Below are 24,816 nucleotides of genomic sequence, written 5' to 3'. Positions count from 1 at the left end.
TATTTAATTGGCACAGGTCAACTATAACTGGGGTATCAATATCCTGATGATGGTTCCGCTGTTGCTGGCCTGTTTACTTGATTTATCAATGATCTCTATCTGGATGCCTGTGTTGTACATTTTGTTCAGCAGCTCCGCCCGGTTGAGGCTGATCTCCATGCCGGACGACTGGTGGTGCGATGGCATGGAACGCAACGCCTTCGAGCGTTCTATCCCGATGCCGTTGTCTTCAATCACGCATTCCAGCATGTCTGATTCCAGTTCGTTGAAGCGGATCATCAGCAGGCCGCAGCTGTGGTCTGTATTCGTCATGCCGTGCTTCACCGCATTCTCCACATATGGCTGCAGCAGCATGGCCGGCACTTCCAGTTCGGCGGCCGCGATTACGGGGTCTATTACGATCTCATAAGACATCTTTTGCTCAAACCGCATTTTCTCCAGCCCAAGATAGGTATTTAAGTAGGTAATTTCGTCAGCCAGGGAGATAAAGTTCCGGCGGGAGAAGTCCAGCGTTTTACGGATCAGGTAGGAGAAATCGGACAGGTATTTCTGGGCATGTTCGTAATCGCGCTGCATGACGAACAATTGTATGGAGTTGAGGCAGTTGAAGATGAAGTGCGGATTGATCTGCGCGCGGATGGCTTTCAGCTCTATTTCCGCCAGCTTCTTGCTGTACTCCACGTCCAGCTGCAACTTGCGCTGCTCTTCCAGCTCCTGGTTCTTGCGCAGTATTTCCGTCGTCTGTTCCTTCACCAGCTCTTCCAGCTGCTCGTTGAGCTTGCGTTGCAGTTCCTTGTTCCTGTTCAGCTGCCGGATCAGCATTTCCTGCGTCTTCGTTCTTTCCTGGTGCACGAGCTTATTCCGGTAGCTTAGCCCCGCCGCGTAAAACATCGCCTGCGCCAATATGCCCAGCAGGATGATATAATTCGGGGCGGTCAGTTCCTGTATGCTGTTCAGCCCCACAGGTTCCCTGTGCACTATGAACGACCAGAGGGACAGCAGGAACACGCTCAGCGAACCCAGCAGGAAAAAGCGGATCAGCGGATGATGCCTCGTTCTGCGGGCCAGCGCAAAAAGCGAAATGCCGAGCGGAATAATGGAGAACATATGGAACCAGGAATAGATCATGGCCGGCACCTGGTATTCCCCCAGGGCAAAGATCCCCAGGAACAGCACGATCAGCACGGCACACAGCACCGCGCCATAGCGGTAGCATCTTTCCATCAGCGGGAAACGTTCGCGCAGGCTGAGGAATATGTTGCCGAAGAGCAAGGGCATGAGGTAGAAGCAGAACAGGATGGCCGGAATGTCCCAGTAATATTTAAGCATCGGCCAGTAATGGAAAAAGGAAAGCTGGAAAGGCTTTGATTCCAGGCGCAATGCAAAGAAGATGATCAGCCCGAGCACGTACGCCGCGAAGTACAGCGATGAGCGGTCCGGCAGCTGGGTATAATTGATGAGCGTGATGCAGAGGAGGACCAGCAGCATGCCGATCAGGATCTGGATGACGAGGGCTTCTTTTTTGAAATGGTCCGCATACTGATGGCGGTGCTCCGCGTAATGCAGGGCGTCGTACAATACGGGCATGAGCCTGTTTTCCCGGTAGCGGTGATTGACGATGTGCAGGTAATAGGTCTTCGTTTCGCCCGCGGCGGCTTTCACAGGAAAAGCATAATGCCCCCACCGCTCCACGTTCCCGTTGTCCGTCATCAGCCCGGTGCGGACGAGGCTGTGATAGCCGCCATCCCCATCCGGGGTGAACCATTCCATTTCATCGTGATAGCCGGTAAAGAACCAGAGGGAAGTATCTGCAGCGCCGGTATTTTTAATGGTCAGCTTCAGCCAGATGTTGTTAACGTGGTATAAGGGCCGCTTGCGCGGATGAAAAACGGACGTATCATTTTCGAAAGGCAGGGATGCAAGGTCCTGCATGTTGAAAGCCTCGTCCTCGTCGTGGTACACACCGGTCACCAACCGGAGGTCCCGGCCGTTTACGGGGCTGGTGAAGTCAACAGCGAGCGTGTCTTGTGCCGTTGCAGCGGTAAAAGGGAGCAGGGAACAGCAGAACAACAGGAAGGAAAGCAAACGGTCAGGATGGTTCATAAAGTTGGTCTATCGCTTTGGCCAGTGCGTGGTCCTTTTCAGTTACGGTATTTCCTGCGCTGTGTGTGGAGAGGGATATCTCCACCTGGTTGTAGGTGTTGGTCCAGGTGGGATGATGGTCCATCTTTTCTGCGACCAGTGCTACTTTCGTCATGAATGCAAATGCTTCCTTAAAATCGGAGAACCGGAAAGCACGGAACAAGTGATTATTTTTTTCCTGCCACATACAATAAGGTTTTATGGAGCATAACGGAATGGATGCTTCAGGGTTACGTCCACATAATGATAATGATATCCTGTCTAAAAAATCAAATTGATCTTGTTTTTTATGTCTTTCATATCCAGCAGCGTCACCAGTTGTACAAGCCCGGCCTTTCTGCATTGTTCTACCAGGTTCTTTACATCCGCGGCCTGGTAATAGTTTCCCTTGATCAGCCAGATGTAGTCCACATGCTTCAGCTCCGGCAACAGGAACTCTGCTTTGCAGTGATTATTGTACAGGTAATGGGCGGCGGACTTGGTCGGCTCCAGGTATTCGAACACTGTAAAGTAAAACGAGCGGCGGTTCTTTGTCAGCTTGATCTCCAGCAGGTTGTTGACGCGAAGGTCATAACCCAGCTGCTGATTGATCTGCCAGCACAGCTGGTAATCCCTTGCGGGAGACATGATGCCGGCCAGCCAGGTATCTTCAAAAAAGTCTTCCACCAACTGCTCCTGGTCCAGCTTGAGTTTTAGAACAGACATAACCTTGTAAAGATATTCTATTTCTTCTTTTTTGCTTTTCCTTTTCCTTGCAGTTCCTGCGGGTCCCAGAAAACGGTGGGGAAGTTTTGCACCTGGTCGTTGTGAACGGTGATGCCTTCGTTTTCCAGCAGTTCCTGCATGAGGGTGGGTGTGGCGAAGTGGTTTTTTCCGCTGAGCAGACCTTTGCTGTTCACTACGCGGTGGGCGGGCACGGGCGGGTTTGCGCGGCCTGCGGCGTTCATGGCCCAGCCGACCATGCGTGCGGAGAGGCGGATGCCGGCGGACTCGGCGATGGCGCCGTAGCTGGTCACGCGGCCGCGGGGCACCTGGCGCACGATCCTGTATACGGTGTCCAGGAAGGTGAGCGGTTTGGGTTCGGCGGCTTTTTTAACCGCGGCTTTTTTGCCCGGCTTGCTTGTGGACGGCGCAGCGGTTTTAATTACCGCGGCTTTTGGGCTTTTGCCGTGTGCAGCAGGTTTCGCCGCAGCAACTTTCGGGCTTTTTGCGGCAGCGCTCTTTTTAGTCGCGGCGGACTTTCCGTCCGCCGTTTTTCGCTTAACGGGCGGAATCGTTTTGCTAACCGCGGCCTTCGCCGTTTTCCCTTTGGCGGCGGGCTTCGCGGAGGCGGCTTTTTTTATCTTCGGGGACGTTCTCATAATCAAATGGGCAATGCAGGCAACCTTTTCCACAGCAATACCCCCGGTCGCGGTGGTATTTTTCCGTCAGCACCATTAAACCCTGCTCGTTGTAATAGAAATCAATGTTCTCCTGCAGCGGTGTCTTCATCTTCGAGGTCCAGTTTTACCGCTTTCCAGTCGATCGGCTGCGCGGGCAGTACAAATTTAAGAAAGCGGATGGTTCTGCCGTCTGCCAGGTGCATGCCTTCGTAAAATGTCTGGATGCGCAGCAGGGGATCGGTCTTTTCCTGCGCGTACACATCGGGGATGTCTTCCAGCAGGGTGCAGCCGGTGGCTGCTATGACCATCTGCGTGAATTTATAGAGCTGCGGAGAATCTGTTTTCAGGTTGATGGTGCCGCCGGTTGCCAGCACCTGCTGGTACAGGGCGAGGAACCGCGGGTGGGTAAGCCGGTGGCGGGCGCGGGATTTCCGCAGGAAGGGGTCAGGAAAGGTGATCCAGATCTCTTTTACTTCTCCCGGTATAAAATAGTCCGTGAGTTTATCGATCTGTGTGCGGAGAAATGCAACGTTGGCCAGCTTTTCAGCCAGCGCGGTTTTGGCGCCGCGCCAGATGCGGTTGCCTTTTACGTCTACGCCCATGAAGTTCCGTTCCGGGAAAAGGCGCGCGAGGCCGAGGGTGTAATCCCCTTTGCCGCAGGCCAGCTCAAGCGTCAATGGATGGCTGTTGCCAAAATGTTCCGCCCATTTTCCGGGCATGCCCTGCGGGTAGATCAGTACGTTCGGAAAGGTTTCTATCTCTGCAAACCGTTGTAATTTCTTTTGTCCCATGAGGCCGCAAAAATAATAAGATCCGGCAAGATGGCATCGTAATACTATTGCAGATGGTGGGAGAAACGGCCGGTGCCGCGCATAAAAAAAGCCCGTAAGTTGTTGTAACTTACGGGCTTCTTCGCTGTAGGAGTAGGAGTCGAACCTACACGAGGCAGTTAGCCATAGCACAAATAAGATTAGTGGTCAACCCATTACGCTACGTTTATCCCGTGATCCTCACCCCCGAGACGAGAGGGCATGTCTGCCAGTTCCATCATCCCACAAAGTTGGATTCCGCCTGCCGTCTTACCGCTTCTTTCAGGCGCCGGACGGCTATCTGGAATGGCTTGTTGTCTGTAACAATAATGCAAATCTAAAGAGAGGGGGTATTTTTTGCAAATATTTTAAAGGAAATTTTGGAAATTTCGATATTTTTTAAATATTTGCATTTAAGTTTAAAACATTCAAAAACACTTTGTCAAAATGAGCCACAATTTGAATATTGACAAACTGGACCTACAGATCATCAGTGAGATGATGTCTAATGCAGAAATCTCTTACGCTGACCTGGGGAAGAAGCTCTTCGTTTCAGGAGGTACCATCCACGTACGTATGAAGAAACTGCAGGAACTGGGTATAGTTAAAGGTACGAGATTACATGTAGATTTAAAAATGATCGGCTATGATGTGATCGCTTTTATCGGGATTTTCCTCGAAAAAAGCTCCATGTACGACGCTGTAGCCAAGGAACTGCGCAAAATGCCGGAAATCGTCCGCCTGAATTACACCACAGGTGGATGGAGCATGTTTGCCGAGATCATCTGCAAGGATATCTCCTCCCTGCGCCGCGTATTGCACGACGAACTCCAGAAGATCAAAGGGATCGAACGCACCGAAACATTCATTTCGCTGGAAGAGAGCTTTACCCGCACTATCAACGTAGTGGAATAGGATTCCAACGTGTATGAAATCTGCAGCAACATAAAGGATGACGGTTGCCGCCACCCTTTATGTTGTCTGGAAGACTGTCACAGGAACCCCAGTCTTCTCTCCATTTTCTGGCTCAGGCCCGGCAGCTTTCTACGTTCAATAAGAAAGCTTGTTAATCTTGCGATATCTGCAAAGATATAATGCTTGTCCAGCGCGCCTTTCAGGTAATCTCTGCCTGTACTGCCGCCCGTACCGATGCGGGTGCCGATCATCCTGTGCACCATATTCATGTGGCGGTACCGCCAGGTGCTCAGCTGCTCGTCGATCTCCAGCAAGCTGTTCAGCAGCTGGAAAGGCAGCTGCAGCAAAGGATAGCCGCGGTACAGCATGATGAACAAGGCGGCCCTGCATGCTTTGGCGGAAAGGCCGGTACCGGTATTTTCCAGGAACACCTTGTTGAACTGTTCGCGGTTGCTTTGCTCCGCATCGGCCAGGCTGCCGGCGTATATCTGCCGGTAATCGTTCCAGAAAATATGCTCGTTGGCATCATGGCCGGCATTGGTAACAGGCTGATAGTCCGCCCAGTTTTCCGGCTCTTCGAAGAACGGCATTCTTTCCAGCCAGTCGTTCAGCAGCTGCAGTACGGACTTTTCACTTTCCGCGTGGCGGATGGCGTTGATCTGCGCGGTTTGCAGCTGTGAGATGTAATATTCCTGCCCGTAACGGTGCTCGAATTTCAGGCCGAGGCGGGCCTCCAGTATTTTGAACTGCCAGCTCTGGAAGCCGGATGCCGGCCGCAGCATGTCGCGGAAATCGAGGAAGTCCATCGGCGTCATGGTTTCCATGATGTCGATCTGATGCACGAGCACTTTCAGGATGGTGACCGTGCGGGAAAGGCGGTGCACCACGGTTTGCAGCTCGGGGGAATTATCGTTCACCGCCGGCTTTTTCATAATGCCGGCCACGGATTCCACTTCGTATAACAATTGTTTGAACCACAGCTCATAGGCCTGGTGGATCACAATAAAAAGCATTTCATCATGCGCGGGCATATTCAGCCGGTCACTTTCCGGGAATTGCGCATGCAGTATCTGATCAAGGTGCAGATATTCACCATAATTCACGTCTTTTCTGTCCATACAGCGATTGGTTAAGAGGGTTGGTATAATATGTAGATGCTGGCCCTGGAGGCCCGGAAAGGGGTCAGGTAGGACTTTTAATGATGTTTTTCCAGATGTTCATGGAAGGAGGATTTCGGCAAAAGTAAGAAAACAAGCAAGGATTTCGCGTTGCGCGCGCCCGGCGCTTGCAAACTCCGGAAGCGCGCTGCAATATTGATCGCTTACAAGCTCGGCGTTTTTCCACCGTCTACCGGCAGGTTGATGCCGGTAATATACGATGCCGCCGGCGATGCGAGGAAAGCCACCGCGGCGCCAAACTCCGCGGGATCGCCGAAACGCTGCATCGGTATTTCGTTCCGCCATTCCTCGGAAACCACCTGTTCCGTTACGCCACGGGCTTCCGCTGAAGATTTGAACAGGCTGCGGAGCCGGTCTGTGGTCATGGAGCCGGGCAGCACGTTATTGACGGTAATGCCGAAAGGCGCCAGCTCATTGGCCATCGTCTTCGCCCAGCTGGCCACCGCAGCGCGGATGGTATTGGAAACGCCCAGGTTCTTGAGCGGCGTTTTTACAGAGGTGGATATGATCTGTATGATACGGCCATAGCCGCTGGCTTTCATGCCGGGGATCACTGCCTGTGCCAGCAACTGGTTGCATACCACGTGCATTTCGAATGCTTTCAGGAAGGCGCCGCCTTCGGCCGCCACGATTGGTCCGCCGGAAGGCCCGCCGCTGTTGTTCACGAGCACATGCACTACCTGTTCATTGGTAATAGCGCGGATGGTCTGTTGCACCTTGTCGGGGTACTGGAAGTCCACGATATAGTAATCGTGCCGCTGCCCCTGGCTTACGTCCAGCTGGCCCACGGCTTCCTTCAGCGTTGCCTCGTTCCTGGCGAGCAGGATGCAGGAAGCACCCAGAAAGGCCAGCTCCTTGGCGGACGCGAACCCCAACCCCTGCGATCCACCGCATACCACGGCGGTTTTTCCGGCTAATGACAGTTTCATGGCGTAAATGTAATATTTTTCGTTAGGTTTGCAGGAAGCTTAACTGCACCTAAGGCCGTTCCGCACCAAGGCACATGGCTGTTAATCAATGACTTTACGGAATTTTTTAAAATACACAAATGGAATATAATACCGCTCGCAACCACCTCATCATGCGCGAGTATGGAAGAAATATCCAGCGCATGATCGAATATATACTCACCCTGAAAGACCGGGAGCACCGCCAGCAGCAAGTGATGGCAGTGATCGAGCTGATGGGCACCCTGCAACCGCATTTACGTAATGTGGAAGACTTCCGGCACAAGCTGTGGGACCACCTTTTCCTGGTGTCCGACTTCAAGCTGGATGTGGATTCACCCTATCCCATCCCTACGCGCGAAACGTTGAAGTCAAAACCCGAACGCCTGCCGTACCCGAAAAAATATCCCCGCAACCGTCACTTCGGCAAGAACCTGGAAATGGTGATGGACAAGGCGATTAAAGAAGAAAATCCGGAGAAAAAGGAAGGCTTCACGCAAGTGATCGGCAACTACATGAAGCTCGCCTACTCCAACTGGCATAAAGAAAGCGTGCACGACGACGCCATCAAATCCGAACTGGCCATTATCTCGCAGGGCGCGCTGCAATACCAGCCGGGCGCAGGCGGCGGCGCAGTGAGCGCAGGCCCTAACATCTCTTACAATGTACCGGGTGTGGACCAGCAGCAGTTCCGTTCCTCCGGCGGCAGCTCCGGAAGCGCCAAGCGCAAATCCTTCCAGCAGAACAAGTTCAAAAGCAATACCGGGAAAAGCAACAAACACAACAAATACAAAAACAGGAACAAGTGAGCAGCGTTTTCGAAGTAAGAGGTGGAAACCGTCTGAAAGGAGATATTATACCGCAGGGAGCAAAGAACGAAGCATTACAGATCATCAGCGCGGTACTATTAACACCTGAAAAGGTCGTGATCAGCAATATTCCGGACATCCTGGACGTGAACCTGCTGATAGAGCTCCTTGGCGACGCCGGCGTGAAGATCAACCGGAAAGACCGCGCCACCTGTGAATTTCAGGCAGACAACATCGACTCCGCATATCTGGAAAGCGCCGAGTTCAAGAAAAAATCCGGCCGCCTGCGCGGCTCCGTGATGATGGCCGGCCCGCTCCTGGCCCGCTTCGGCAAAGCTTACATCCCCAAGCCGGGAGGCGACAAGATCGGCCGCCGCCGGCTGGACACCCACGTGATCGGCTTCGAAAAACTGGGTGCGGCTTTCGCTTATGATAATGACGACAACTACTTCCGGCTCGAATCGAACGGCGGTCTCAAAGGCGCTTTCATGCTGCTGGACGAGCCTTCCGTAACCGGTACGGCCAATATCGTGATGGCCGCCGTGCTCGCGCAGGGCACCACCACCATCTACAACGCAGCCTGCGAACCTTACCTGCAGCAGCTTTGCAAAATGCTGAACAGCATGGGCGCAAAGATCAGCGGCGTTGGCTCCAACATGCTCATCATTGAAGGCGTGTCAAGCCTCAAAGGATGCAGCCACGCCATGCTGCCGGACATGATCGAGATCGGCTCCTTCATTGGCCTGGCCGCCATGACCCAAAGCGAGATCACCATCCGTAACGCCGGTGTGCAGCACCTCGGCGTGATACCCGACAAGTTCCGCCAGCTGGGCATCCAGCTCGAGATCAGGGGCGATGATATTTACATCCCGCAGCAGGACAGCTACGAGATACAGACTTTTATCGACGGTTCCATCCTCACCATCTACGATCATCCCTGGCCCGGCTTCACGCCGGACCTGCTGAGCATCGTGCTGGTAGTGGCCACACAGGCCAAAGGAAGCGTGCTCATCCACCAGAAAATGTTTGAAAGCCGCCTGTTCTTTGTGGACAAGCTGATAGACATGGGCGCGCAGATCATCCTCTGCGACCCGCACCGCGCCGCGGTGATAGGGCTCGGCAGGCAGCACAAGCTCAGGGGCATCACCATGAGCAGTCCAGATATCCGCGCCGGCGTAGCCCTGCTGATCGCTGCACTGAGCGCCGAAGGGAAAAGCACCATCCATAACATTGACCAGATTGACCGCGGGTACCAGTATATCGATCAGCGCCTGCGCAACCTGGGAGCAGACATCAAGCGCGTGTAAATGGCTTCTCACAAGATCATTATCATCACCGCGCCTTCCGGGGCCGGGAAAACGACCATTGTAAAAAAGCTGCTCGGCGAAATGCCGGAGCTGGCATTCTCCATTTCCGCCGCCACCCGCGCCGCACGTGAAAATGAAGTGCATGGCAGGGATTATTATTTTCTTTCTACCGATGAATTTCACCGTAAGATAGACGAGAACGCCTTCGCGGAATACGAAATGGTATACGCCGGCAAATATTACGGCACCCTGAAAAGCGAGCTGGAACGCATCTGGGCGAATGGTCAATATCCTTTGGTGGACATTGACGTGAAAGGCGCCTTGTCCATACAGGAAAAATACCACGGCCAGGCGCTCACCATCTTCATACAACCCCCGTCGCTGGAAGCGCTGCGCGTACGCCTCAGCGAGCGCGGCACGGAAACGCAGGCGTCGCTGGACGAAAGGCTCGGCAAAGCCCGCTATGAGCTGTCTTTTTCGGAAGAGTTCGATCACATTGTGGTGAACGAGGTGCTGGACGTGGCTTACACCGAAGTAAAAACCCTGGTGGAAGATTTCCTGGCGCAGCCCTGACACGCAACCCGGACGATCGCCAGCATGAACGGCCGGCCCACTTCCGGCAATGAACTTTTCCGCCGCCGGAATGGTTATAACTGGTAGCCCATTGCCGTGTCAGCTAATTTCATATCTTTGTTTAGATGGATATTTATACGATTGTTTTACTGGTCATAGTAGTGCTTGTTGCCGGCTTCTTTGCGGGGATGGAAACTGCTTTTGCCAATGTGAACAGGCTAAGTATAGAATTGAAGAAGAAGCAGGGGCGCGCTACCGGCAAGATCCTGGCCGGTTTTAACGAGCATCCCGCCCGCTTCCTCGCTACCAGCCTCATCGGCCTTACCATCGCCATCGTGATCTACAGCATGCTGGTGGCGGGCTGGCTGGATTCACTGTGGGCGTTGATCTGGACGGCAACAGAAATGGCGCAGTTCGTTGCGGTGTCCCTGTTCCTCGAAATCGCTGTGGCAACGCTGCTGGTGCTGTTCTTCGGTTTTTTCATCCCGCGCAGCATTTTCCGCTCACGGCCCGAAGCCCTGCTCGGCTTTTTCGCCCTTCCCATTTCCGTATTGTCCAAACCCCTGTATATCCTCGGCAGCCTGCTCGAATCCATTTCCGAATGGATACTGAAATATCTTTTCAATGTGCGCATCGCCGAGAACAAGACCTCCTTCGGGCGCGTGGACGTGGAATATTTCATCCGCCAGAGCCAGCAGCACATGGGCGAAGGCCAGGAGCTGAACACCGAGCTGTTCGAGAACGCACTGAGCCTCGTGCACGTAAAGATCCGCGGATGCCTCATCCCCCGCAAGGAAATTGAAGCGCTGGACATCGGCAGCACCATGGAGCAGGCCCACCGCAAATTCATCGATACAAAACTGTCAAAGATCATCATATACGAGCATAACATCGATAATATCCTCGGTTATGTGCATCAGCTGGACATGTTCAAGAACCCGTCGGACATCCGCTCCGTGATCCACCCCATCCTCGCCGTGCCCGAAACCATGAGCGCGATCGACCTGCTCGGCAAGTTCAATAAGGAACGCCGCAGCATTGCATGGGTAGTGGACGAATTCGGCGGAACGGCCGGCATTGTGACCATAGAAGATGTGCTCGAAGAGATTTTCGGTGATATCAAGGATGAGCACGATGTGGAGGAGTTCGTGGAGAAACAGATCGCGGAAAAGGAATATATCTTCTCCGGAAGGCTGGAGCTGGACTATCTCAACGAGCGTTACGGCTTCGATTTCCCGGAAGATGAGAGCGAAACCCTCTCCGGCTACATTATCTCCCATTACGAAACCATCCCGCGGCTGAAAGAACGCATTATCATCGACGATTACGAGTTCGATATACTCAACGTAACCGATACCAGGATCGAAATGGTGAAGCTGAAAATCCTGAATTAGCGGTTTCCGGCGCGAAAATTGTAGTAGAATCAAGACAAATTGCAGAAAAAACTGAAATTTTAGCGCATTTAATCAGTTCTTTACTATCTTTAGCGGCTGGAATACAAAGGCTTAAAAAATGGCCCCTTTCAAACAGGGCTTAGGACAATAGATAAGGTGCTAAATCGTTTTTGAAGGGGCAGTAGTAGTAAATTAACACGAATTGAATTACCATAGTGCCTGATCCGTAACACTATAATTTGATTTTTGTTAAAAGGTTGTAAAAAACTTTGTTGTAACATTGATAATACGATATTTCTTTCTATTTTTGTTTTAGAAATTTAAAAGCTCTGTGACAGTCGTAACACTTATCTAATAGCTTGCCATTAAAGGATAAAAGTTATAACAATAGCAGTAGCGATAAAGACATTCTCGAATTCAACTTTTTTGGGGTTAACAAACAATGGATGAAAGGCCGGCTCTTGATTCTTCTCGGGCTGGCTCTTTTTTTTGTACCAACCCTTCTCCATTTCCTCCTCTTTTTATTTTACCTTACATCGTTTTTTAGAACCACTATTCACCGGGCGCACACTATATTTGTGATCCTGATTATCTACGTATATATAGCATGTTAAAGAAGATCTTCTCGAATAACGAGGACAAGGCAGAGATGTCGTTTTTTGACCATCTGGAAGAGCTGCGCTGGCATATTGTAAGATCCGCTATCGCAATAGCTGTGGTCGCCATTCTCGGCTTTGTGTTTACCGACTGGATATTGACCAATGTTGTTTTCGGGCCTACCCGCCCGGACTTCCCGACTTACATCTGGATGTGCAAGTTCAGCCATGCAGTGGGCCTGGGGGACAAACTGTGCATCGTTCCGCCGGAGATCAATTTCCAGAACTACAAAATGGCCGGGCAGATCATGCTGCAGTTCAAGACGGCCTTCATTCTCGGGCTGGTGGGCGCATTCCCCTACATCTGCTACGAGTTCTGGCGCTTCATCCGCCCCGCGCTGAAAGAGAACGAAGCAAAAGGCTCCAAAGGCATCATCTTCTGGATCAGCCTGCAGTTCCTGATGGGCATCGCTTTCAGCTATCTGCTGATCGCGCCGTTCATGATCAACTTCCTCGCCAGCTATACCGTGTCTGAAGTGATCAAGAACGAATTCTTCATTGATGACTATTTCAGCCTGATGTCGCAGATCATCCTGGGGATGGGCGTGCTGTTCGAAATGCCGATCCTGGTGTATTTCCTCACCAAGCTCGGCCTGCTCACACCGTCTTTCATGCGCAACTACCGCCGTCACGCCATTGTGGTGATCCTCATTCTCGCCGCGGTGATCACTCCGCCGGACGTGATAGACCAGATTTTAGTGTTCGCACCGTTATACCTGTTGTACGAGATCAGTATCTTTATATCGGCAAAAGTGTACAGGGAGAAAGAAAAACAGGAAGCGGAGGAATGGTCCTGATGATATTAAAAAATAACAACTTAAAATATTAGGGTATGGAACAGACAACTTTTAATCTTGCGCTGCCGGTGGCTATCGGATCAGATCATGCAGGGTATGAATATAAGGAAGAGGTGATCTCTTACCTGGAAGGAAAAGGCGTGCAGGTAAAAGACTTCGGCGCACATTCCGCTGAATCTGTGGACTACCCCGACTTTGCGCACCCCGTAGCCGGGGCCGTGGAATCCGGTGATTATGCTTTTGGCATCCTGATCTGCGGAAGCGGGAACGGAGTGGCCATTACTGCGAACAAACATCAGCACATCCGCGCTTCCATCTGCTGGGGCGATGAACTGGCGCGGCTGGCCCGCAGTCACAACGACGCCAATGTGCTTTGCATCCCGGCGCGCTTTGTAGACACCGCCACTGCCCGCGAAATGGTGGACATCTTTATAGAAACGCCCTTCGAAGGCGGCCGCCATGAAAACAGGGTGAAGAAGATCGCCTGCATGTAAGCGGATAGCAACTTATAATAGAAAGGCAAACCACATCAACGGTTTGCCTTTTTTCTTAAATTTAACCAAACATCCAGCCAATGAAAAGTATTACACTCCTGGCGGGCCTGCTGGCCGGCACCGTAACGGCCTGCGCGCAGCTTGCAGCGCCGAACACCGCCGCCGTACCCTTTGCCGCCGGCATCACTGCCCCTGACCTCAAAAAGAACCTGTACATCGTGGCCGGCAACGACATGGAAGGCCGCGAAACAGGTACACCCGGACAATACAAAGCCGCAAAGTTCATCATCGGCAAATTCGAACGCGCCGGCCTGCAACCCGCCGCTGACGGGAAGTGGGAGCAGCCTTTCAGCCTGTTCCAGGATACTATCACCTCCGGCACCATCCAGGCAGGCGGTAAGTCTTTTACGTTCGGCCAGGATTATTACAACAGTCTGCGTGATAACAAGAGCCAGTCCTTCGCACAGACAGCCGTAGTGTTTGCCGGATACGGCATCAGCAATGAACAGTACGACAGCTACAAGGGGCTGGATGTGACGGACAAGATCGTGCTGCTGGCGGAAGGCGAGCCGCGGAATGCGGAAGGGAAACCACTGTTCCCGCGCACAGAAGGGCAGACAACGCTTTCCGCGCTGCGGGACAAGCTGCGCACTGCCGGCGGCAAAGGCGCGAAAGCAGTGTTCATCGTATCTTCCAATGCCGCGCAGATCGCCCGTGCGGGTAACCGCGTTCGCAGAACGGGCCTGTATTTCCAGGAGATGACCACCATGGAATACATCCCCAATTCCTATTTCATTTCGCCGGACATGGCGGCCGCCATTCTCGGAAAGCCGTTCACAACGCTGGACGCGGAACTGAAAAAAGCAGGCAGCGCAACACCCGCCGCAACCGGCGCCATCAGCAGCCTTGAATTCAAAAAAGGAACGCTGGAAGTAAAGTCCAGCAACGTCATGGGCATCCTGCCGGGAACGGACAAAAAAGACGAATACCTTTTCATCACGGCGCACTATGACCACATCGGCATCATCAACGGCAAGATACACCCCGGCGCGGATGACGACGGCTCCGGCACCGTGGCCGTCATCGCCATGGCGGAAGCTTTCATGAAAGCAAAGAAAGCCGGTAAAGGCCCGCGCCGCAGCATTGTGTTCATGACGGTGAGCGGCGAAGAAAAAGGATTGCTCGGCTCCCGGTATTACACCGAGCATCCCGTTTACCCGCTTGCCAATACCGTGGCGGACCTGAACATAGACATGATCGGGCGGATCGACAAGGAACATGAAAGCGACAGCAATTACGTGTACATCATCGGTGACAACAAGCTCAGCTCCGATCTCCGGCCCATCAGCGAAGCCGCCAATCAGAACGTGGGCCTGACGCTGGATTACAAGTACAACGATCCGGACGATCCCAACCGTTTCTACTACCGCTCCGACCATTACATGTTCGCGCAGCATAAAATTCCCATCATCTTCTACTTCAATGGTGTGCATCCGGACTATCACGGCGCCGGCGATACGCCGGACAAGATCAGCTACGGACTGCTGGAAAAGCGCGCCCGGCTGGTGTTTCACACCGCCTGGGAAATAGCGAACCGGGAAGACCGGCTGAAGGTAGACCGGAATGAAAGATAAAAACAGCGGCGGCATTGCACAGGCGATGCCGCCTTTTTTTATTCCGTTTCGTGATCCGCCCCTCAAATCGTATTTTTACGCCTGAAATTTTCTGATTGATGAATGCAAACTACCTAGACGATCTGAACGAGCGGCAGCGTGAAGCGGTGACCACCCTGAAAGGGCCCCTGATGATCATTGCAGGCGCCGGTTCGGGCAAAACCAAAGTACTGACCACAAGGATCGCCCACCTGATGCGTAACGGCGTGGACGCTTTCAATATACTGGCACTTACCTTTACCAACAAGGCGGCGAAGGAAATGAAGGAAAGGGTGGAAAAGATACTCGGCGGCAACGAAGCCCGCAATCTTTACATCGGCACCTTCCACTCCGTATTCGCCCGGCTGTTGCGCAGCGATGCGCCCAAGCTCGGCTACCCGAGCGACTTCACCATCTATGATGCGGACGATGCCAAGAGCGTGGTGAAGACCATCGTGAACGAACTGAACCTGGACGATAAACATTACAAGCCCAACCTGGTATACAACCGCATCTCCGCTGCCAAGAACAGCCTGATGAGCCCGGAAGAATATCAGCACGACTACTACGTGCAGCAGGAAGACCAGCGCGCAAACCGTCCACTTGTTGGCAAAATATACGAGATGTACGCCAAGCGCTGCTTCAAGAACGGCGCGATGGATTTTGATGACCTGCTCTACAAGATGTACGTGCTGCTGAAAGGCTTCCCGGAAGTGCTGGCCAAATACCAGCACAAATTCAAGTACATCATGATCGATGAGTACCAGGATACCAACCCCGCGCAGTACGAGATCGTAAAGCTGCTCGGCGCCGTGCACGAAAACATCTGCGTGGTGGGCGACGACGCGCAGAGCATCTACTCTTTCCGCGGCGCCACCATCCAGAACATCCTGCAGTTTGAAAAGGATTATGACGATGTGAAAGTGGTAAAGCTGGAACAGAATTACCGCAGCACCAAGTCCATCCTCAACGTGGCGAACGAAGTGATCGCAAAGAACAAAGGGCAGATCGAAAAGAACCTGTGGACGGACAATACGGAAGGCGACAAGATCAAGCTGATACGCACGAATACGGACAATGACGAAGGCAAATTCGTGTCGGACACCATTGCGGAGCAGAAGCTGCGCAATCACTATGCAAACCGCGATTTCGCCATCCTGTACCGCACCAACGCGCAAAGCCGTTCCTTCGAGGAAAGCCTTCGCCGCATGGCCATCCCTTACCGCATCTACGGCGGCATCTCCTTCTACCAAAGGAAAGAGATCAAGGACTTCCTGGCGTACCTCCGCGTGATCATCAACACCCGCGATGAGGAAAGCATCAAAAGGATCATCAACTATCCCGTGCGCGGCATCGGCAAAACCACCATCGAGAAAATAACCATCTACAGCAACGAGCAGAACATCACATTCTGGCAGGTGCTGGAAAACGCACGCGAGTTCGGCTTCAAAGGCGGTACGCTGGAAGCGATAGAGAATTTTGTAACGATGATGCACAGCTTCCGGGTGCAGCTGGAAAAGCAGAATGCCTACGATGTAGCCGTGCAGGTAGGTAAATCCACTAATATCGTCAAGGAATTGTTTAACGATAAAACCACCGAAGGGCTTGCCCGGTACGAGAACATCCAGGAGTTGCTGAACTCCATCAAGGAATTTACCGAAACGCCTACGGAAGATGGCGAGCTGCTGGACAAAAGCCTCGGCAGCTACCTGCAGCAGATCACCCTGCTGACGGACGCTGACCAGGGTAATGACCAGGACAGTGATGTGGTAAAGCTGATGACGATCCACGCTGCCAAAGGGCTGGAGTTCCCGGTGGTATTCACCGTGGGCCTGGAAGAAAGTCTTTTCCCGAGCGGCATGTCCATCAACTCCCGCGAAGAACTGGAAGAAGAACGCCGCTTGTTCTATGTAGCCGTTACCCGCGCAAAGTCCCGCCTGTTCCTCACCTACGCGAACAGCCGCTACCGTTTCGGGCAGCTGCAGCAGAACGAGCCGAGCCGTTTCATCGATGAAATGCCGGACCAGTATATCGACAGGAGCTATGCCGGCGGCATGCGCAACGCCGGCAACTTTGGCGGTGGCGGTGTTTCCTGGGGCGGTATGTTCGACAAGCGGAAAACACCTGCCCAGCAGTCCACCCCCGTTACCAGAACAGTGAGCAAGCCCGTTTCTTCCGGCGCCGCCAGCAATCACACGCCCAGCCCCAACTTCGCGGCGGATGATCCGGCGCAGATGGAAGCCGGCATGGACGTGGAACATCAGAAATTCGGTTTTGGAAAGATCATGAGCCTCGAGGGCGCGCCGAACAACCGCATTGCCACGGTGGTATTCCCCAAAGGCGGCGGTGAAAAGAAGATCATGCTGAACTATGCGAAGCTGATGATCGTGCGGAACAGCGGGTAGATTATGCAGACAGAGGTCCTCAAACTCCGCCATTATTGTGCATACCAGGAGCGCTGCCATGCAGAAGTACGGGAAAAAGCCCGGCAGCTGGGCCTCCGTGGCGACGAGCTGGAAAATGCCATCGCGCACCTGGTGGAAGAAAATTTCCTGAACGAAGAGCGCTTTGCCATTGCTTATGCGGGCGGCAAGTTCAGAATGCAGCAATGGGGGAAAAAGAAGATCACCATGGCCCTGAAGCAAAAGCAGATCTCTGCCTACTGCATCAAAAAAGCCCTGGCGGCCATACCTCCGGAAGATTACTGGAACACCCTGCTCACGCTCGCCACGAAGAAATACGATCTTTTACGGTCAGAACAATACCTGAAAAGGCAGTACAAAACCCTGCAATTCCTCCTGCAAAGGGGCTTTGAACAGGAACTGGCGCGCGAAGCCATTGAACAAATCGCAAAAAAAGAAGAATAAAGGCGCAATTATTCAAAACTTTCTAATGGCCGGGATCGTAATTTTGGTGTCGTTTTGTAGTAATTAAAGATATGTCTGATTTAACAGTCTCGCTGATACAAGCAAACCTTCATTGGGAAGATGTTCCGGCCAATCTGGCCATGTTTGATCAAAAGATCGATTCCATTAAGGAAAGAACGGAAGTGATCGTGCTGCCTGAAATGTTCAGCACCGGCTTCAGCATGCAGTCTTCAAAGCTGGCTGAAACGATGGATGGAAGCGCCGTGCAGTGGATGAAGAAAAAAGCGAAGGAAAAGAACGTGATCATCACCGGCAGCCTGATCATTGAAGAGAACGGCGAATACTACAACCGCATGATCTGGATGTTGCCCAACGGCACGTATGGCATCTACAACAAACGGCATCTTTTTGCTTTTGCAGACGAACATAATCATTATAAAGCAGGCGACAAACGCCTGATCGCGCAGGTGAAAGGCTGGAAGATCTGCCTGACCGTCTGCTACGACCTCCGCTTCCCCGTATGGGCACGCAATACCTTGCAGGACAATGGTGCGCCCGCCTACGATGTGCTCATCAACGTGGCTAACTGGCCCGAACGCCGCAGCACGCCCTGGCGCGCGCTGTTGCAGGCCCGCGCCATAGAGAACCAAAGCTATGTGATCGGTGTGAACCGTGTGGGAAATGACGGGAACAATATTTACCACAGCGGAGACAGCAGCCTGATAGACCCCATCGGGGAGATCATCTACCACAAGGCGCATGACGAGGATGTGTTTACCTATACCCTTTCCCGTGCCCACCTGGATGAGCTGCGGACGAAGTTCCCGTTTATGCGGGATGCGGACCAGTTCATGATCCTGTAAGCGAGCGCCTTAACAGGTACGGGCTTTGATATCCTGAAGACAAAAATGGCTGCCTGGTTGAAGGGCTTGCGCCGGAGTTGACCTGTTGCCTCCCATGATCGCATTTCAATAGCGTCTGCCTCTGAATTCCCGCTGAACTTTGCCTAACTTCGCGGCACTATGATCCGCTTTTTTACCAAAGACCAGTATAAGAACCTTGTATGGTTGGTTTGGGCCGTTCTGGCCATTCTCCAGGCTTCCTTCACGGAGCTGATGGACGATGAAGCCTATTACTGGGTCTACTCCGGTCACCTCGACTGGGGGTATTTCGATCATCCGCCCATGATCGCGCTGCTGATCAAGGCGGGGTTCGCGCTTTTTCACAATGAGCTGGGCATTCGTGCAGCCATGATCGTGATGAACATCCTCACGCTGGTATTGGTAGACAGGCTGATCCCGCACAAGAACTACCGGGTATTTTATTTGATCCTCGCGGGCATGGGCGCCATGCAGGTAGGCGGGATGCTGGCCGTGCCGGACATTCCCCTCATCTTCTTCGCCACCCTCTATTTCTATATCTACCGCAACTTCCTGGAATCCCAGAGCTGGAAAAATACTTTCCTGCTCGGCCTGAGCATGGCGCTGATGTTCTACAGCAAGTACCACGGCATCTTGCTGGTGTTCTTCACGCTGATCGCCAATCTTCACCTGCTGCGGGCATACCGGTATTACATTGCGGTGCTCATCACCACGGTGCTGTTCTTCCCGCACCTTTACTGGCAGTATACCCATGATTTTCCTTCGCTGCAATATCATCTTGTAGAAAGAAATGCATCTTCCTACGACATCAGCTATACGCTGGATTATGTACTCGGACAGGTATTGCTTTTCGGTCCGCTTATCGGCTGGCTGCTGCTGTACTACGCTTTCCGCTCGCAGGTGCAGAGCAATAACTTCGCGCGGGCGCTGAAGTACAGCCTGGTGGGTGTACTGGCGTTCTTTCTTTTCAGTACGTTCAAAGGGCGTGTGGAGGCTAACTGGACGGTGATGGTGTTTGCGCCGCTGATGATCCTGGCTCACCAGACGATCGTACGGCAGGAGCTTTCGCTGAAGATATTGAAGGTCACTTTCTGGCCGTCGCTGATACTGGTGCTGATCGTAAGAGTGTACCTGGTATGGGATTTCATGCCCGGCGTGCATGTGCGGCCGGAGATCCACAACAACCGGGAATGGACGGCCGATGTGGCGGCCAGGGCGGAGGGCCGTCCCGTAGTGTTTCTCAACAGCTACCAGCTGCCTTCCAAATACAGGTATTACGCAGGCGGCGTTTCGTATAGCCTTAACAGTGCATTTTCCCGCCGTAGCCAGTACAACTACTGGAACACCGAGGAATCGTTGTGGGGGAAAGATGTGTTGCTGGTATCCAATCATCCCGGCGCTTTTGCGTATACGGACAGCGTGGTCAGTCCCCAGGGCAAGCTGTACCTGAAAACCGCTTCCCCTTACTTCTCCTATTCCCTCATACAATTTGCGCCGGCAGAAAAAGACTTTCACGCCGCGCCGGGAGAAACGCTGCAACTGAAGCTGGGCGTACAAAACGGATATACCGCGCCTGTATTGCTGAATGATGCGCGGGTGGGATATGCTTTGAGAAAAGGCGAAGAATGGAATTTCACGGAGCAGGGCGACCTGCTGCTGGCGGATGCGCTGAAGCAGGACAGCGTGGTGCTGAAAATAACGGCGCCGCAGGAAAAAGGGACCTATACGCTGAAAGTTTCGGTGTTTGCGCTGCCGGAACTGCCTCCAACGCATAACAGCCAGGGTTTGAAGCTGACCGTTGAATGATTATTTAAACGCATTCCAGCCCTGCGCGGTGATCTGGTGTTTGTTATTGCCCCTGGTAATGATGTGCGCTCCTTCGCTGGCGTCCGTGATGTACCCGATCACGGCGATCTCTTCGTTCAGCGTGATCTTGTCGTAATCCTCCTGCTTTAAGGTGAACAGCAATTCGTAATCCTCGCCGCCGCTCAGTGCGCAGGCGGTAGGGTCGAGGCCCAGTTTCATCGCCAGCTGGCGGCTGTCATCATGCACGGGGATCTTCTCTTCATACAGCACGCAGCCCACTTCGCTTTGCTTGCAGATGTGCAGTATCTCGGAGCTGAGGCCGTCGCTGACATCCATCATGGCGGTAGGCATAATCTCCTTGCCGGCGAGGAAGGAAATGATATCGTGGCGGGCTTCCGGTTTGAGCTGCCGGCCGATGCAGTAGGTTTCGTTTTCCAGGTCCGGCTGGATGTTCGGGTTTTCGAGGAAGATCTGTTTTTCTCTTTCGAGGATGGTAAGGCCGAGGTAGGCCGCGCCAAGATCGCCGGAAACGCAGAGCAGGTCACCTTTCCCGGCGGTGGAGCGCTTCACGAACTTGTCCGGCGCCACTTCTCCCAGTGCTGTTACGCTGATCACGAAGCCTTTCTGGGAAGTGGTGGTGTCGCCGCCGATGAGGTCCACTTTATATTTATCGCAGGCGGCATATACGCCTTCGTAAAATTCGGAGAGGGCTTCGAGCGAAAAGCGGTTGGAGAAAGCCAGGCTGAGCGTGATGTGCGTAGGCGTGGCGTTCATCGCATAAATATCGGAGAGGTTCACGACCACTGCTTTGTAACCGAGATGTTTCAGCGGCGTATACATCAGGTCGAAGTGAATGCCTTCCACCAGCATGTCCGTTGAAACGACGGTTTGCTTGCCGAAGTGGTCGATCACGGCGGCATCGTCGCCTACACCGAGAATGGTGCCGGCGTTGTTGATCTCGATATTGCGGGTCAGGTATTCGATGAGGCCGAATTCCCCGAGGTCGTTGATTTCTGTTCTTTCTTCCATGGTCGTTTAAATACTGTTGATCTCTTTCAGCAGGTCTGCGTGAATATGGCCGTTGGTGGCCAGGATCTTTTTCTGGTAAGGGGAGTAGGCGTTGCCGCTGAAGTCGGTTACCCGGCCGCCCGCTTCCTGCACAATGAGGTAGCCGGCTGCGGAATCCCAGGGGTTGAGGTGATGTTCCCAGAACCCGTCGAAGCGGCCGCAGGCCACCCAGCAGAGGTCGATCGCCGCGGAGCCGAGGCGGCGCACCGGCAGCCCCTGGCGGATAAAGCGCTCAAAGACGTTGAGCGGGTTATTGGCCGTTTCTTCCCAGTTGTAAGGGAAGCCGGTCACCAGGCAGGCGTTGGACATGCTCGTTTTCGCGGAAACACTGATGCGCTTGTCGTTCAACGTTGCGCCAAAGCCTTTCTGGGCAAAGAACAGCTCGTTCATCAGGGGGTTGTAGACCGCTCCGAGGATCATTTCGCCATCCTGCTCCACGCCTATGCTCACGCAGCAAAGGGGAATGCCATGCGCGAAATTCACCGTGCCGTCGATCGGGTCTATGATCCATTTGATGGTAGAATCCTGGCGGAGCTCGCCGATTTCCTCGCTGAGGATATAATGGTCGGGGTAGTCTTCCCTGATGGCGGCTATAATCGCTTCTTCGGCTTTTTTATCGGCTTCGGTCACCAGGTTGTTGATGGTATCTTTGTGGGAAATTGTGAAAGTACCGTTAAAATATTCCTGTAAAACTTTTGCACCGGCTTGTGTAGCTTTGAGTAACGTTGATTTTAGCATGGCGCTAAGTTACGAAGCTTCGGTAACTTCCCGTTTAATTACATACGAATTAGCTATTTTTGCATTTTAAAACAAGAATCGCAGTTAATGGCCATCATTGGTAGTCTAATTTCCAGATCCCTGCGGATAAGAAAGCAATTCACGTTCAAGTTAGGGACGCCACGGCAATACCAGTTGCAGGTTTTGCGGCGGTTAATGGAGAAAGCCAAACATACCCAGTTTGGCGCGCATTATGGATACGAGCAGATGTTGAACAGCCCTAACTGGGTAAGCCAGTTCCGGCAGAAAGTACCGGTGCATAACTACAACAAGATGCACGCGGAGTGGTGGTACAAGTGCCTGGACGGGGTGGCGAACGTAAGCTGGCCCGAAAAGATCAAGTACTTTGCCCTTAGCTCCGGTACTTCCGAATCCGCCAGCAAGCACATCCCCGTTACGCGGGACATGCTCCGGAACGTGAAAAAAGTGGGCGTGAAGCAGCTGTACTCCATGGTGAACTTCAACGTTCCCCCCAAATCGTTCGAGAAAGGCATCCTGATGCTGGGCGGCACCACTTCCCTCTTCGAGAAAGGCGATTACTACGAGGGCGATATGAGCGGCATCCAGGCCAAGAACATCCCCAAATGGTTCCGCCGTTTTTACAAGCCCGGCGGCAGCATTTCCCGCAAACCCAACTGGGAGCAGCGCATCAAGCTGATCGTCAGGAAAGCGCCCCAGTGGGACGTAGGCACTGTTTGCGGCGTACCCGCCTGGGTACAGATCGTGCTGGAAGAGATCATTAAATACCATAACGTCAAGCATATACACGAGATATGGCCCAACCTCGCCATCTACATTCACGGTGGCGTGAGCTTTGAGCCTTACCGGGACAGCTTTCAGAAGCTGCTTGGCAAGCCCATCACCTTCATTGAGACCTACATGGCCTCCGAAGGTTCCTTCGGCTTCCAGGCGAGGCCGGGCGTGCGGGGCATCAAACTGGTGCTGAACGCCGGCATCTTCTACGAATTCATTCCCTTCAATGAAGAAAACTTCGACGCGGACGGCGAAGTACGGCCCAACCCGAAATCTTACATGCTCCACGAAGTGGTGGAAGATGTGGAGTACGCCGTGATGCTGTCTACCTGCGCAGGCGCCTGGCGCTACCTGATCGGGGACGTGGTGAAGTTCACTTCCGTGAAGGAGCATGAGATCACCATCGTTGGCCGTACCAAACAGTTCCTTAGTCTTGCCGGGGAGCATATGAGCATCGATAACATGAACAAGGCGATCGACAACGTGCAGAAGAAGCTGGGGATCACCATCCGTGAGTTCACCGTGGCAGGCTTCGGTTATGAAAACCTGTTCGCGCACCGCTGGTACATTGGTACGGACGCTGCCGGTGTAGATGCCGCCCGCGTGCGCGAGATCATCGATCAGACGTTATGCGAAGTGAATGACGACTATGCCGTGGAAAGAACATCCGCGCTGAAAGAGATATTTGTGGAGATACTGCCCAACCAGGTGTTCCTGGATTATCTGCGCTGCAAGGGAAAAGAAGGCGCCATGAACAAGTTCCCGAGGGTGATGAAAGGAGCGAAGCTGACCGACTGGGAGCAATTTCTAACTACTAAAGCAGGTGTGAAAGCATAACCGTTTTTTGAAAACATGATAGCCGCCATCATAGCCGGATTAGGATTGGGGATGTTTTTATCTGTATCAGTTGGCCCAGTCATCTTTGCTATTATCAAATATAGCATCAGCAATGGCTTCCGCGCCGGGATCAGCTTCGCCCTGGGTGTTTCCGCGAGCGATATCATGTTTGTGCTGCTGGGCAATCTCGCTACTTCCTTTATCAGCAACCTCGGCGCCTACACCAATATTATCGGCATCAGCGGCGGCATTCTGCTGATAGGCATGGGCGTTTACGGCCTTCTCTTCAAAAAAGTAAAGATCACTACCGGCGATGAAAAGCCCGAAATGTTCAGCACCCGCGATTATGCCAAGATCTGGCTCGGCGGCTGGCTGATGAATTCGCTGAACCCGGGTGTAATCATCTTCTGGTTAGGCGTTTGCGTAGCGAATGCCCCCACTTCCGTGAGCCACCGCGTGACCATGTACAGCGTTTGCCTGCTTTTCGTGCTGGCGGCTGATATCCTCAAAGTATTCGTTTCCGACAAGATCCGTCACAAGCTGACGCTGACGAACGTGATCTGGCTCAACCGCGTGGCGGGCGTGTGCATGATCATCTTTGGGCTGGTATTGCTGTACCAGGTGCTGTTTGGTGACGGTAATTTTACCCATTGAATATTTAACCGGAGTGACCGTATAAAATGCAAAAAGAGAAAGCGGAATGCTTTCTCTTTTTTTATGCTGATGTGTAATGTGCTTGTTAGCTGGATGACCCTTGCGTTTGGTGCGGTGC

24 protein-coding genes are annotated in these 24,816 nt (G+C 52.9%); 14 read left to right on the top strand and 10 right to left on the bottom strand.

Annotated elements, in window-relative coordinates:
* Window positions 1-21 precede the first annotated feature (21 nt).
* From CCY01nite_RS05680 to trmB, 6 genes are all read right to left on the bottom strand, one after another.
* Window positions 22-2,103, bottom strand: coding sequence for a histidine kinase (locus tag CCY01nite_RS05680; protein WP_146858630.1), 2,082 nt, complete (start codon window positions 2,101-2,103; stop codon window positions 22-24).
* Window positions 2,090-2,329 (bottom strand): 4a-hydroxytetrahydrobiopterin dehydratase, encoded by a 240-nt coding sequence (locus tag CCY01nite_RS05675; protein WP_146858628.1) that lies wholly within the window; start codon window positions 2,327-2,329, stop codon window positions 2,090-2,092. Before CCY01nite_RS05675 ends, CCY01nite_RS05680 begins: the two co-directional genes overlap by 14 nt.
* Window positions 2,330-2,403: 74 nt before the next feature.
* Window positions 2,404-2,847 (bottom strand): IPExxxVDY family protein, encoded by a 444-nt coding sequence (locus CCY01nite_RS05670; RefSeq protein ID WP_146858626.1) that lies wholly within the window; start codon window positions 2,845-2,847, stop codon window positions 2,404-2,406.
* Window positions 2,848-2,864: 17 nt separating this feature from the next.
* Window positions 2,865-3,503: an MGMT family protein gene (locus CCY01nite_RS05665; protein ID WP_146858624.1), complete on the bottom strand. Its 639-nt coding sequence runs from the start codon at window positions 3,501-3,503 to the stop codon at window positions 2,865-2,867.
* The gene (locus CCY01nite_RS05660) at window positions 3,424-3,633 is read right to left on the bottom strand and encodes a C1orf53 family protein (protein ID WP_146858622.1); all 210 of its coding nucleotides are present in this window, start codon (window positions 3,631-3,633) and stop codon (window positions 3,424-3,426) included. The genes CCY01nite_RS05665 and CCY01nite_RS05660 overlap by 80 nt, the downstream gene beginning before the upstream one ends.
* Window positions 3,605-4,315: a tRNA (guanosine(46)-N7)-methyltransferase TrmB gene (trmB, locus tag CCY01nite_RS05655; protein WP_146858620.1), complete on the bottom strand. Its 711-nt coding sequence runs from the start codon at window positions 4,313-4,315 to the stop codon at window positions 3,605-3,607. The genes CCY01nite_RS05660 and trmB overlap by 29 nt, the downstream gene beginning before the upstream one ends.
* Before the next feature lie 465 nt (window positions 4,316-4,780).
* Here trmB and CCY01nite_RS05650 point away from each other — a divergent pair, with 465 nt between their 5' ends.
* Window positions 4,781-5,248 carry an Lrp/AsnC ligand binding domain-containing protein gene (locus tag CCY01nite_RS05650; RefSeq protein ID WP_119077464.1) on the top strand — a complete coding sequence of 156 codons (468 nt, stop codon included), beginning with the start codon at window positions 4,781-4,783 and terminating at the stop codon, window positions 5,246-5,248.
* A 77-nt stretch (window positions 5,249-5,325) separates the two neighbouring features.
* Here CCY01nite_RS05650 and CCY01nite_RS05645 read toward each other — a convergent pair whose 3' ends face one another.
* Window positions 5,326-6,366, bottom strand: a complete 1,041-nt coding sequence (locus CCY01nite_RS05645; RefSeq protein ID WP_146858618.1) for a tryptophan 2,3-dioxygenase — start codon at window positions 6,364-6,366, stop codon at window positions 5,326-5,328.
* Between the two features lie 203 nt (window positions 6,367-6,569).
* Window positions 6,570-7,355, bottom strand: a complete 786-nt coding sequence (locus CCY01nite_RS05640) for an SDR family oxidoreductase (RefSeq protein ID WP_146858616.1) — start codon at window positions 7,353-7,355, stop codon at window positions 6,570-6,572.
* A gap of 119 nt (window positions 7,356-7,474) precedes the next feature.
* Between CCY01nite_RS05640 and CCY01nite_RS05635 the strand changes: the two genes are divergently transcribed.
* From CCY01nite_RS05635 to CCY01nite_RS05585, 11 genes are all read left to right on the top strand, one after another.
* Window positions 7,475-8,182 (top strand): DUF4290 domain-containing protein, encoded by a 708-nt coding sequence (locus CCY01nite_RS05635; protein ID WP_146858614.1) that lies wholly within the window; start codon window positions 7,475-7,477, stop codon window positions 8,180-8,182.
* Window positions 8,179-9,489 (top strand): UDP-N-acetylglucosamine 1-carboxyvinyltransferase, encoded by a 1,311-nt coding sequence (gene murA / locus CCY01nite_RS05630; protein WP_146858612.1) that lies wholly within the window; start codon window positions 8,179-8,181, stop codon window positions 9,487-9,489. Before CCY01nite_RS05635 ends, murA begins: the two co-directional genes overlap by 4 nt.
* Window positions 9,490-10,062: a guanylate kinase gene (gene gmk / locus CCY01nite_RS05625; protein ID WP_146858610.1), complete on the top strand. Its 573-nt coding sequence runs from the start codon at window positions 9,490-9,492 to the stop codon at window positions 10,060-10,062.
* Window positions 10,063-10,187: 125 nt separating this feature from the next.
* Entirely contained in the window at window positions 10,188-11,456 is a 1,269-nt protein-coding gene (locus CCY01nite_RS05620; RefSeq protein ID WP_146858608.1) for a hemolysin family protein, read from the top strand.
* A gap of 607 nt (window positions 11,457-12,063) precedes the next feature.
* Entirely contained in the window at window positions 12,064-12,909 is an 846-nt protein-coding gene (gene tatC / locus CCY01nite_RS05615; RefSeq protein WP_146858606.1) for a twin-arginine translocase subunit TatC, read from the top strand.
* A 35-nt stretch (window positions 12,910-12,944) separates the two neighbouring features.
* A complete protein-coding gene (rpiB, locus tag CCY01nite_RS05610) occupies window positions 12,945-13,403 on the top strand; it encodes a ribose 5-phosphate isomerase B (RefSeq protein ID WP_146858604.1) in 459 nt (152 codons plus the stop codon).
* A gap of 80 nt (window positions 13,404-13,483) precedes the next feature.
* Window positions 13,484-15,037, top strand: coding sequence for a M28 family peptidase (locus CCY01nite_RS05605; protein WP_146858602.1), 1,554 nt, complete (start codon window positions 13,484-13,486; stop codon window positions 15,035-15,037).
* A gap of 98 nt (window positions 15,038-15,135) precedes the next feature.
* Window positions 15,136-17,460, top strand: a complete 2,325-nt coding sequence (locus tag CCY01nite_RS05600) for an ATP-dependent helicase (protein WP_146858600.1) — start codon at window positions 15,136-15,138, stop codon at window positions 17,458-17,460.
* 3 nt (window positions 17,461-17,463) lie between these two features.
* Window positions 17,464-17,922 carry a regulatory protein RecX gene (locus CCY01nite_RS05595; RefSeq protein ID WP_246129857.1) on the top strand — a complete coding sequence of 153 codons (459 nt, stop codon included), beginning with the start codon at window positions 17,464-17,466 and terminating at the stop codon, window positions 17,920-17,922.
* A 71-nt stretch (window positions 17,923-17,993) separates the two neighbouring features.
* Window positions 17,994-18,785, top strand: coding sequence for an amidohydrolase (locus CCY01nite_RS05590; protein ID WP_146858596.1), 792 nt, complete (start codon window positions 17,994-17,996; stop codon window positions 18,783-18,785).
* A 159-nt stretch (window positions 18,786-18,944) separates the two neighbouring features.
* Entirely contained in the window at window positions 18,945-20,609 is a 1,665-nt protein-coding gene (locus CCY01nite_RS05585; protein WP_146858594.1) for an ArnT family glycosyltransferase, read from the top strand.
* Here the strand turns inward: CCY01nite_RS05585 and thiL are convergent, their stop codons facing one another.
* Complete coding sequence (gene thiL / locus CCY01nite_RS05580) at window positions 20,610-21,638, bottom strand: thiamine-phosphate kinase (RefSeq protein WP_146858592.1); 1,029 nt, start codon at window positions 21,636-21,638, stop codon at window positions 20,610-20,612.
* Window positions 21,639-21,644: 6 nt separating this feature from the next.
* Window positions 21,645-22,415, bottom strand: coding sequence for an inositol monophosphatase family protein (locus tag CCY01nite_RS05575; protein ID WP_146858590.1), 771 nt, complete (start codon window positions 22,413-22,415; stop codon window positions 21,645-21,647).
* 87 nt (window positions 22,416-22,502) lie between these two features.
* On the opposite strand from CCY01nite_RS05575, the gene CCY01nite_RS05570 reads away from it, so the two are divergent.
* A complete protein-coding gene (locus tag CCY01nite_RS05570) occupies window positions 22,503-24,044 on the top strand; it encodes a GH3 family acyl-acid amido synthetase (protein WP_146858588.1) in 1,542 nt (513 codons plus the stop codon).
* Window positions 24,045-24,059: 15 nt separating this feature from the next.
* The gene (locus tag CCY01nite_RS05565; protein ID WP_146858586.1) at window positions 24,060-24,698 is read left to right on the top strand and encodes a LysE family translocator; all 639 of its coding nucleotides are present in this window, start codon (window positions 24,060-24,062) and stop codon (window positions 24,696-24,698) included.
* Window positions 24,699-24,816 lie beyond the last annotated feature (118 nt).

Source organism: Chitinophaga cymbidii (assembly GCF_007992715.1).
GTDB classification, from domain to species: domain Bacteria; phylum Bacteroidota; class Bacteroidia; order Chitinophagales; family Chitinophagaceae; genus Chitinophaga; species Chitinophaga cymbidii.
Note: the sequence above shows the minus strand (reverse complement) of the source record. Positions and strands in the feature narration are given on the sequence as shown.

Bases quoted from the DNA above. Each gene is read 5' to 3' on its own strand.
- CCY01nite_RS05680 (WP_146858630.1), bottom strand. From the start codon at position 2,103: ATGAACCATCCTGACCGTTTGCTTTCCTTCCTGTTGTTCTGCTGTTCC.
- CCY01nite_RS05675 (WP_146858628.1), bottom strand. From the start codon at position 2,329: ATGTGGCAGGAAAAAAATAATCACTTGTTCCGTGCTTTCCGGTTCTCC.
- CCY01nite_RS05670 (WP_146858626.1), bottom strand. From the start codon at position 2,847: ATGTCTGTTCTAAAACTCAAGCTGGACCAGGAGCAGTTGGTGGAAGAC.
- CCY01nite_RS05665 (WP_146858624.1), bottom strand. From the start codon at position 3,503: ATGAGAACGTCCCCGAAGATAAAAAAAGCCGCCTCCGCGAAGCCCGCC.
- CCY01nite_RS05660 (WP_146858622.1), bottom strand. From the start codon at position 3,633: ATGAAGACACCGCTGCAGGAGAACATTGATTTCTATTACAACGAGCAG.
- trmB (WP_146858620.1), bottom strand. From the start codon at position 4,315: ATGGGACAAAAGAAATTACAACGGTTTGCAGAGATAGAAACCTTTCCG.
- CCY01nite_RS05650 (WP_119077464.1), top strand. From the start codon at position 4,781: ATGAGCCACAATTTGAATATTGACAAACTGGACCTACAGATCATCAGT.
- CCY01nite_RS05645 (WP_146858618.1), bottom strand. From the start codon at position 6,366: ATGGACAGAAAAGACGTGAATTATGGTGAATATCTGCACCTTGATCAG.
- CCY01nite_RS05640 (WP_146858616.1), bottom strand. From the start codon at position 7,355: ATGAAACTGTCATTAGCCGGAAAAACCGCCGTGGTATGCGGTGGATCG.
- CCY01nite_RS05635 (WP_146858614.1), top strand. From the start codon at position 7,475: ATGGAATATAATACCGCTCGCAACCACCTCATCATGCGCGAGTATGGA.
- gmk (WP_146858610.1), top strand. From the start codon at position 9,490: ATGGCTTCTCACAAGATCATTATCATCACCGCGCCTTCCGGGGCCGGG.
- CCY01nite_RS05620 (WP_146858608.1), top strand. From the start codon at position 10,188: ATGGATATTTATACGATTGTTTTACTGGTCATAGTAGTGCTTGTTGCC.
- tatC (WP_146858606.1), top strand. From the start codon at position 12,064: ATGTTAAAGAAGATCTTCTCGAATAACGAGGACAAGGCAGAGATGTCG.
- rpiB (WP_146858604.1), top strand. From the start codon at position 12,945: ATGGAACAGACAACTTTTAATCTTGCGCTGCCGGTGGCTATCGGATCA.
- CCY01nite_RS05605 (WP_146858602.1), top strand. From the start codon at position 13,484: ATGAAAAGTATTACACTCCTGGCGGGCCTGCTGGCCGGCACCGTAACG.
- CCY01nite_RS05600 (WP_146858600.1), top strand. From the start codon at position 15,136: ATGAATGCAAACTACCTAGACGATCTGAACGAGCGGCAGCGTGAAGCG.
- CCY01nite_RS05595 (WP_246129857.1), top strand. From the start codon at position 17,464: ATGCAGACAGAGGTCCTCAAACTCCGCCATTATTGTGCATACCAGGAG.
- CCY01nite_RS05590 (WP_146858596.1), top strand. From the start codon at position 17,994: ATGTCTGATTTAACAGTCTCGCTGATACAAGCAAACCTTCATTGGGAA.
- CCY01nite_RS05585 (WP_146858594.1), top strand. From the start codon at position 18,945: ATGATCCGCTTTTTTACCAAAGACCAGTATAAGAACCTTGTATGGTTG.
- thiL (WP_146858592.1), bottom strand. From the start codon at position 21,638: ATGGAAGAAAGAACAGAAATCAACGACCTCGGGGAATTCGGCCTCATC.
- CCY01nite_RS05575 (WP_146858590.1), bottom strand. From the start codon at position 22,415: ATGCTAAAATCAACGTTACTCAAAGCTACACAAGCCGGTGCAAAAGTT.
- CCY01nite_RS05570 (WP_146858588.1), top strand. From the start codon at position 22,503: ATGGCCATCATTGGTAGTCTAATTTCCAGATCCCTGCGGATAAGAAAG.
- CCY01nite_RS05565 (WP_146858586.1), top strand. From the start codon at position 24,060: ATGATAGCCGCCATCATAGCCGGATTAGGATTGGGGATGTTTTTATCT.